This is a genomic window from Desulfurellaceae bacterium (assembly GCA_021296095.1).
Classification (GTDB): Bacteria; Desulfobacterota; Binatia; order Bin18; family Bin18; genus JAAXHF01.
In genome coordinates, this window is record JAGWBB010000033.1 from 381 (window position 1) to 7,871 (window position 7,491).

At 62.0% G+C, this 7,491-nt stretch carries 6 protein-coding genes; 5 read left to right on the plus strand and 1 reads right to left on the minus strand.

The window, feature by feature from the left end:
- The first annotated feature begins 206 nt into the window (after positions 1 to 206).
- The 5 genes from J4F42_09835 (at position 207) to J4F42_09855 (ending at position 5,600) form a co-directional block, all read left to right on the plus strand.
- Positions 207 to 707, plus strand: a complete 501-nt coding sequence (locus tag J4F42_09835; GenBank protein MCE2485799.1) for a nuclear transport factor 2 family protein — start codon at positions 207 to 209, stop codon at positions 705 to 707.
- A 94-nt stretch (positions 708 to 801) separates the two neighbouring features.
- Positions 802 to 1,986 (plus strand): thiolase family protein, encoded by a 1,185-nt coding sequence (locus J4F42_09840; protein ID MCE2485800.1) that lies wholly within the window; start codon positions 802 to 804, stop codon positions 1,984 to 1,986.
- A gap of 86 nt (positions 1,987 to 2,072) precedes the next feature.
- Positions 2,073 to 2,405, plus strand: coding sequence for an OB-fold domain-containing protein (locus tag J4F42_09845; protein ID MCE2485801.1), 333 nt, complete (start codon positions 2,073 to 2,075; stop codon positions 2,403 to 2,405).
- 185 nt (positions 2,406 to 2,590) lie between these two features.
- A complete protein-coding gene (locus J4F42_09850; GenBank protein MCE2485802.1) occupies positions 2,591 to 4,477 on the plus strand; it encodes an NAD(P)/FAD-dependent oxidoreductase in 1,887 nt (628 codons plus the stop codon).
- Positions 4,455 to 5,600, plus strand: coding sequence for an acyl-CoA dehydrogenase family protein (locus J4F42_09855; protein MCE2485803.1), 1,146 nt, complete (start codon positions 4,455 to 4,457; stop codon positions 5,598 to 5,600). Before J4F42_09850 ends, J4F42_09855 begins: the two co-directional genes overlap by 23 nt.
- Before the next feature lie 95 nt (positions 5,601 to 5,695).
- Here J4F42_09855 and J4F42_09860 read toward each other — a convergent pair whose 3' ends face one another.
- Complete coding sequence (locus J4F42_09860) at positions 5,696 to 7,453, minus strand: NAD(P)/FAD-dependent oxidoreductase (protein MCE2485804.1); 1,758 nt, start codon at positions 7,451 to 7,453, stop codon at positions 5,696 to 5,698.
- Positions 7,454 to 7,491: the final 38 nt, after the last annotated feature.

Sequence of the window (7,491 nt, forward strand, 5' to 3'; positions counted from 1 at the left end):
TTTCCGTCATTGTCAACACCCGAATGTTCTCCCTCAACGCCGATCAAAAGAGTGTTTTAGTGGAGTGCCGACGCAGTCTACTGAGAAGCCCCAGAGCTGTCAACGTAGACTGCACGATGGCACGAGGCTGGAGTGGATACGTTCGGGAGCAGGACATACTATCGAATTGTCCACGAGCCGTCTCGATCTCAGGAGCCCGTCCAGATATGCTGTGGCAGTATTCTGTGACGGCTGATCAAACACCACGCAGCCTAAGGGAGCAAGACATGACTATCGACCAACACAACGATTTGGAAGCGATCCGCCAGCTCAAAGCACGCTATTTCCGATTGATGGACACGCGGCAGTGGGATCTTTTGCGGGAATGTTTCACCGCCGAGGTTTCGGCGCTCTACGAAGGCGCGCCGCGCGCCAGCCAGGCTCTGCCGCGTGACATCGAGATCGTGGGTCGCGACGCGCTGGTTGACGGCATCCGCACGCTGATGACCGACGCAAAATCGATACATCAGGGCTACATGCCGGAAATCGAACTGACCAGCCCAACAACCGCACACGGTGTCTGGTCGATGTTTGACGATGTGCGCCTGCCGACCTGCAACTTCAAGGGCTGGGGGCATTATCACGAAGACTATGTGAAGGAAGATGGCCGCTGGAAGATGAAAAAGATTCACCTGACCCGCCTGCACACAGAGGAAGAATGGCTGTAGCCCGGTCTTTGCCGAAGCCGCATCGTCCAATGAGACTCGCAGGAGTACAACGGCTCCGAGTAACACCGAGTAACACAGGGAGGGGGCAAGGCGTATGCCTGAGTTGACCGATTTGAGGGACCAAACCTGCATCGTCGGCATCGGCGAAACAGACTACACGCGCGGCACGCCCAAGAGCGCGCTCGAACTCGCCCTGGAGGCGTCAATGGGCGCTATCGAGGACGCCGGCCTGCAACCTGAATCCATCGACGCGGTGATTCTCCCCAACGGCGCCGGGAGCGGCGGCACGGCAGGTGATTTTTGCGCGAACCTGGGACTGCAAAATCTGCACTACACCACCTCCCTCCAGGAAATGGGCGGGGCCATGTGTGTGTCCGCGGTTGAGTCTGCTGCGGCCGCGCTGGCCAGTGGGATTGCCCAGTATGCGTTGATTCCCCTGGCCAGCCGGTTCTATTCCGGACGGAGAGCCCGGCATGTGACGTCCGACCCTGGGACGGGACTGCAAGCGGCCGCAACCATCAGGGACTACTATGCGCCGTTTGGCGTGGCAGCCCCGCCCCAACATTACGCCTGGATGGCGCAGCGACACATGCAACTCTACGGCACGACCCACGAGCAACTGGGTGCGGTGGCGGTGGCGATGCGTCAACACGCCCAGCTGCATCCCAACGCTCTCATGCAGCGATCTCCGCTCACTCTGGAGGATTACCTGTCGTCACGCTGGATCAGCTATCCCTACCGGCTCCTGGATTGCTGTCTGGAGACCGATGGCGCGGCGGCGCTACTCATGACGACTGCCGAACGCGCCACAGATCTCCGCAAGCAGCCTGTGTATGTGACGGGCGTGGCGTCGGGCCATCCTTTTCCACCCCACGATATTCCCAATCGACCAGATATCCTCACAATCGGGCTCGACTTTTGCGCGTCGCGCGCCTACGCGATGGCGGGAGTCCAGCCGAGCGATGTCGATTTCGCCGAGATTTATGACTGCTTCACCGGACAGGCCATTTTGCAAATTGAGTCGGCGGGATTCTGCAAAAAAGGCGAAGGGGGATCGTTCGTCGAAAACGGACGGATCGAACTCGGCGGCGCGCTGCCCGTGAATACGCACGGCGGTCTGCTCTCACAGGCGCACAATACCGGGATGAACCACCTGGTTGAGGCTGTCGTGCAACTCCGCCACGAGGCCGGCTCGCGTCAGGTGCAAGACGCCGAGTTAGGGGTGGTGACCGGCTGGGGAGGCCACGGGCACGGGTCGATTGCGATTTTACGTCACTGAGGGAGTCTCAGCATGACAACTGAGAATACGACACCGGCCCTTCGATTGCCCGTCTTGCAGGGCTACACAGCGGAATTCTATGCCTGGTGCCAGCAGCGGGAGCTGCGTTTTCAACGCTGTCGGCAGTGTGGAACGTGGCGTCATCCGCCGCGTCCCTGGAGTGGGAATGGGCTCCGACGAAAGGAACAGGCACGGTCTATTGTTGGACGACCGTGTATCAGGCGCTCGACCCGGCATTCGCCGAGAACGTTCCGTATGCGGCAGTGGTGGTCGAACTGGACGAAGGACCGCGCCTCACAACGTGGGTGACGGGCGTAGCCCCTGACGAGCTGCGAGTCGGCCTGCCGGTTGCAGTCTGGTTCGACCAGGTCAGTGACGAAGTGACGCTGCCTAAATTCAAACCTCAGGCTGCCCTTTGAGTTTTGTGCAGAGGGCGATTGCGCTTCGAGAGCGAAACGGTGCTGGCAGCGGTGAAGACCGACGACCCGGCATCGCCTCTTCAACATGGCGGGCGCTGACACGTGGCCCACGATAGGCTATAGTCCGGCCGTTCTTCACCGGAGATGAAGGCAACTTTCACTGATATTCGCGTAGAGGAGAGCAGATGAAGTCGATCAGGATTGACCCCGATAGCGGACGGAAGATCTTTCACACCCGTGCTGCCAGCACGATGGACGATGTGGTCGGGAGAGGCTACTCGGTCACCCAGGATGAGTCGCTCAAGACGCTTCCGCCCCAGCCGCCAGGCGCGGTGTTCAACGCCGAAGAGCAGGCCAAGTATCGCACCTTCAAGGAGGCGCGCCGGGGAGCGGCAGACTACATGGCGATGGAGGGCGAGTTCAGCACCTACCTTGAGGATGTATACTCCGCCGACCCGGTCCCTCGCGACGCGCTGACCGACGAGTGCGAAATCATGGTGGTGGGCGCCGGCTTCGCCGGGCTGTTGTTGTGGCACAAGCTGAGCCAGGCCGGGTTTACCGACGTGCGGTTCTGTGAGAAGGGCGGCGATGTCGGCGGGACCTGGTACTGGAACCGGTATCCGGGCATTGCGTGTGATGTGGAGTCGTACAGTTACTTTCCGTTACTGGAGGAGATGGGCTACTTCCCGTCGATGAAATTTGCGTCGGGGTTTGAGATCTTCGAGTACTGCCAAAAAATGGCAGAAAAGTTCGGCTTCTATGACCACTGTTTATTCCATACCACGGTGGAGAAGACGGAGTGGGACGAAGACGCCGGGCGGTGGATCGTGTACACCAACCGTGGCGACGCCATGCGGGCACGCTACCTGATCCACGCGAACGGGATCCTCACCACACCCAAGCTGGCCCGTATCGAGGGCATGGAGACGTTTCAGGGCGAGTCGTTCCACACCTCGCGCTGGCGGTACGATGTCGCCCTGGACGGAAAGCGGGTCGGGATCATCGGGACCGGGGCGACTGCGGTGCAGGTCATTCCGGAACTGGCGCAGGTCGCCGCCGAGCTGCACGTCTTCCAGCGTACCCCGTCGACGATCGACGTGCGCGACCAGCGCGAAACGAAACAGGAAGAGATCGACGAGTGGTCACATGAACCGGGCTGGGCGAGAGCCCGGCGGAAGCGATTCGCCCGCATCTCCGAGGGCCGCACGGCGATCCAGGCCAATGACGACTACCTCGCCGGCAGGGTCGCTGATTTCAGGAAGCGCAAACAGCACACAACCGAGTTGACGCGCGAGGAACGGGTCCAGAAGCAGCTGAACACGAACTTTCGGATCATGGAGCAGATCCGAGCCCGGGTAGACACCATCGTGGAGGACCCCAAGACTGCGGCGGCCCTCAAGCCGTACTACCCGTACGGCTGCAAGCGACCCGCGTTCCACGACGAATACCTGCCGTCGTTCAACAAGCCGCACGTCCATCTGGTGGATACCGCACCGGCTGGCGTGAGCCGGATCAACGAGAACGGAGTCGTGCATGACGGCGTTGAGTACCCGCTCGATGTGTTGATCTATGCGACCGGGTTCCAATGGATGGCGTCCGGCTTATTCAACACGACGCTGGGGCGCGACGGCCGCACCATCAAGGAGACCTGGGATGCAGAGGGCACAAAGACCTTTCTTGGCATCCACGCTCGAGGCTTTCCGAACCTCTTCATTGTGACCGGCCCCCAGGGCGGGGGCGGCAGCTTTAACTTCACCGACGCCATCGACGCTCATGGCGACTACGTCGTGTGGATGCTGTCGACCATGCGTGACCAGGGAAAGACCATCGTCGATATTCACAGCCAGCCGCAAGAGGACTACGCTCAGCACTGCCGCCAGGCAGACATTGTATCTGCACCGCTGCGAGACTGTCTGTCGTACTACAACGGACACGGCAACGCCGAGCCTGGCAGCCTGGCCTATTATGGCGGTGGCCGCTGGCACAAGTTCCGTATCGCCGCGCAGGACACACTCGAGCCGTACTGCTTTGGTCCGGCAGAGGTGCGACATGGTTCCCCCGCTGACGACTGATGAGACCAACCTGGTCGAGATCGCCAGGACGTTTGCGGCCGAACACATTACGCCCCACGCGGCAGACTGGGAACTCAACCGAGCGGTCCCGGTCACAACCTTTCGGGAGGCGGCGAGAGTCGGCCTCACCGGCGTTCTCGTGCCCAAGGCATTGGGCGGCCACGGGGCCAGCCATATGGCCGCCGCCAAGGTCCTTGAAGAATTGGCCGGGGCGTGTTTCGCCTTTACCTTCGGCTTGTGGGTCCACAACAATTTGCTGAACAGCATCGCCCGGAATGGCACCCCCGAACAGATCGCTCACTACGTCCCGGCGATGCTTGCGGGCGAACGTATTGGCGCTTTTTGCCTGACCGAGCCCGGAGCCGGCAGCGATGCCGCCGCCATTACGACGCGTGCGGAAGAAGCGCCTGACAGCTGGCGTCTCAGCGGACACAAAGCCTGGGTGACCAACGGCGTACAGGCGGATGTGTTCGGGGTGTATGCCCAGACCAATCCGGCCCAGGGGTGGCGGGGTATTGCCAGCTTTTTGGTGAGCGGGGACGCGCCGGGCCTTGTCCGGGAAGCGCCCTATACCTTGCTCGGCGGGCATGCGATGGGCGTCACGGGATTGCGCTTGACCGACTGTCCTGTCCCCGAGGCGGACCTGTTGTTCGGCCCCGGAGACGGGTTCAAGGCCGCCATGCGCGGCATCACTATGGCCAGAACGTTTGTGGGCGCCGGCTGCTGCGGTATCCTCACTTCCAGTCTGAAGACCGCCTTAACGTATGGCGCCAAGCGACAGGCGTTCGGCAAGCCACTGCTGAGCTTCCAGGGTTTGCAGTGGGAACTGGCTGATGTGGCGACGGATCTTGAGGCTGCTCGCCTGCTGACCTATCAGGCTGCGGCAGCCCTGGATCGAGGGGAAGCGGCAATTGCGGAAGCCAAGAAGTTTGCCAGCCGAGTCGCGCTGACAGGCGTGTCGCAGTGTATGCAGGCGATGGGGGCGGTGGGCTTGCGAACCGACACCCCACTCGCCCGTCATCTTGCCATAGCCAAGATGACGCACTATCTGGATGGGGCGACAGAGATTCAGAACATCGTGATAAGCCGCGCCCTGCTCAAGGATTATGGAATCGACGTGTGATGGCGAGCGAGCCCCGTATCCGGGTGTCTCGTAGCAACGGACCACCCGACCGGGGCCAGCGCACCACCCCGCAATGAGACAGGCATTGAGACACCTCAGGACAGCCGCCTTGAGGTGTCTCCGTTTTGGGGCGCACGTCTCTCTGCGGGTTTTTTACCCGCAACTCCACTACGCTTCCGGTTGCTCGTCAACTCCCGTTTTCTGAGGCGCTCGGGGCGCGGCGGCGACCTCCGCGCGGTTCCCCTCCTCAAACACGAAGCCCTCGTAGCCCTTGGCGGCCACCTCGGAGAGGCGCTCGAAGTAGAGCGGGCCGCCCAGGTGGACCTGGAACTGGCGGTGCTTGCCCGGGATGTTGGCCCCCGTGTACCACGAGTCGGTGAGGCCAGCTCGGTGACCTCTTGGTCCCAGAGCTTCTCGGAGTCGGGAGTCGGTTCGATAGCGCCCAGACCCTTGTCGCGCAGGTAGCGTACGCAGTTGCCGATCCACTCGGTCTCGCGCTCGGCGCCGAGCGGCATGTTGTACAGCACCGAGGGCGAGCCCGGGCCATGGATCAGAAAAAGATTGGGGAAGTCGGAGATCGCCATGCCGAGGTAGGTTGTGAAGCGGCTGCTCCACTTCTCTTTCAGGCTGACGCCGCCGCGCCCCTTGGGGTTGAGGCGCAGCAGGGTGCCGCTGATGGCGTCGAAGCCGGTCGCCAGCACGATCATGTCGAGAGGGTGTTCGCCCGTCGCGGTGCGCACGCTTGTTGGTGTGATCTCTTGAATCGGGTCTTCGCGCAGGTCAACCAGGCTGACGTTGTCGCGGTTGAAGGTTTCGTAGTAGCCGTCGTCAAGGATCTGACGTTTGGTGCCCAGATAGTAATCGGGCATCAGCTTGGCGGCGATCTTGGGGTCGCGCACGGCCTCACGGATCTTGCCGCGTATGAAATCAGCCAGGGTGCGGTTGGCCTCTTTGTCCGTCAGGAGGTCGGCATAACTGCCGAAAAGAAGGTTGAAGCTGCCCTTCTGCCACAGCTCTTCGTACAGCGCCTGGCGCTGCTCGGGGGTGTCCTCGGCGGCCAGGCGCGTGGTCATCTCGAACGGCATGCCCACGGGGTGGGCATGCATCGTCGCCCGGACTTCGTCCCAATTTTCGCGAGCGTGCTGCATCAGTTCAGGCTCGAGAGGACGGTTGCGAGCCGGGATGCTGTACTGCGGCGTACGCTGAAACACGGTCAGATGCGCCGCCTCGCGAGCGATCTCGGGAATCGACTGCACTCCCGAGGAACCGGTCCCGATCACGCCGACGCGCTTGCCGGCAAAGGAAACGGGCTCCTGCGGCCAGCGGCCGGTGTGGTAGCACTCGCCAGTGAAATCGTCGAACCCGGGGAAGTCGGGCTTGTGCGGCGCCGAGAGGGTGCCGACGGCGCAGATCAAAAACTGGGCCGAGACGTGCTCGCCGGCGCTGGTCTCGACCGTCCAGCGCTGCGCCGCTTCGTCGTAACGCGGGTTGCTCACCCAGGTCTCAAGTTGGATGTCCCGGTGCCAGTCAAACCGATCAGCAACATGCTCGACGTACGCCAGTACCTGGGCCTGGCTGGGCTGGGTCTCGGCCCAGTCCCACTCCTGCATCAGCTCTTCTGAGAACGTGTAGCAGTAGAAAGGACTGCCCGGACCATCGACCCGTGCTCCGGGATAGCGGTTCCACCACCAGGTGCCGCCTACGCCGCCGGCGGCGTCGTACACGCGCACCGAGAGGCCCATCTCGCGCAGGTGGTGCAGGGCGTACAGGCCGCCAACGCCCGCTCCGATGATGACTGCGTCATAGTGTTTGATTGATCCGTTTCCTTGTGGGTGTTGATCCATGTTTGCCATGCTGTTTTCTCCTTTGCTCCCCGCTTTCTAGCACGGGT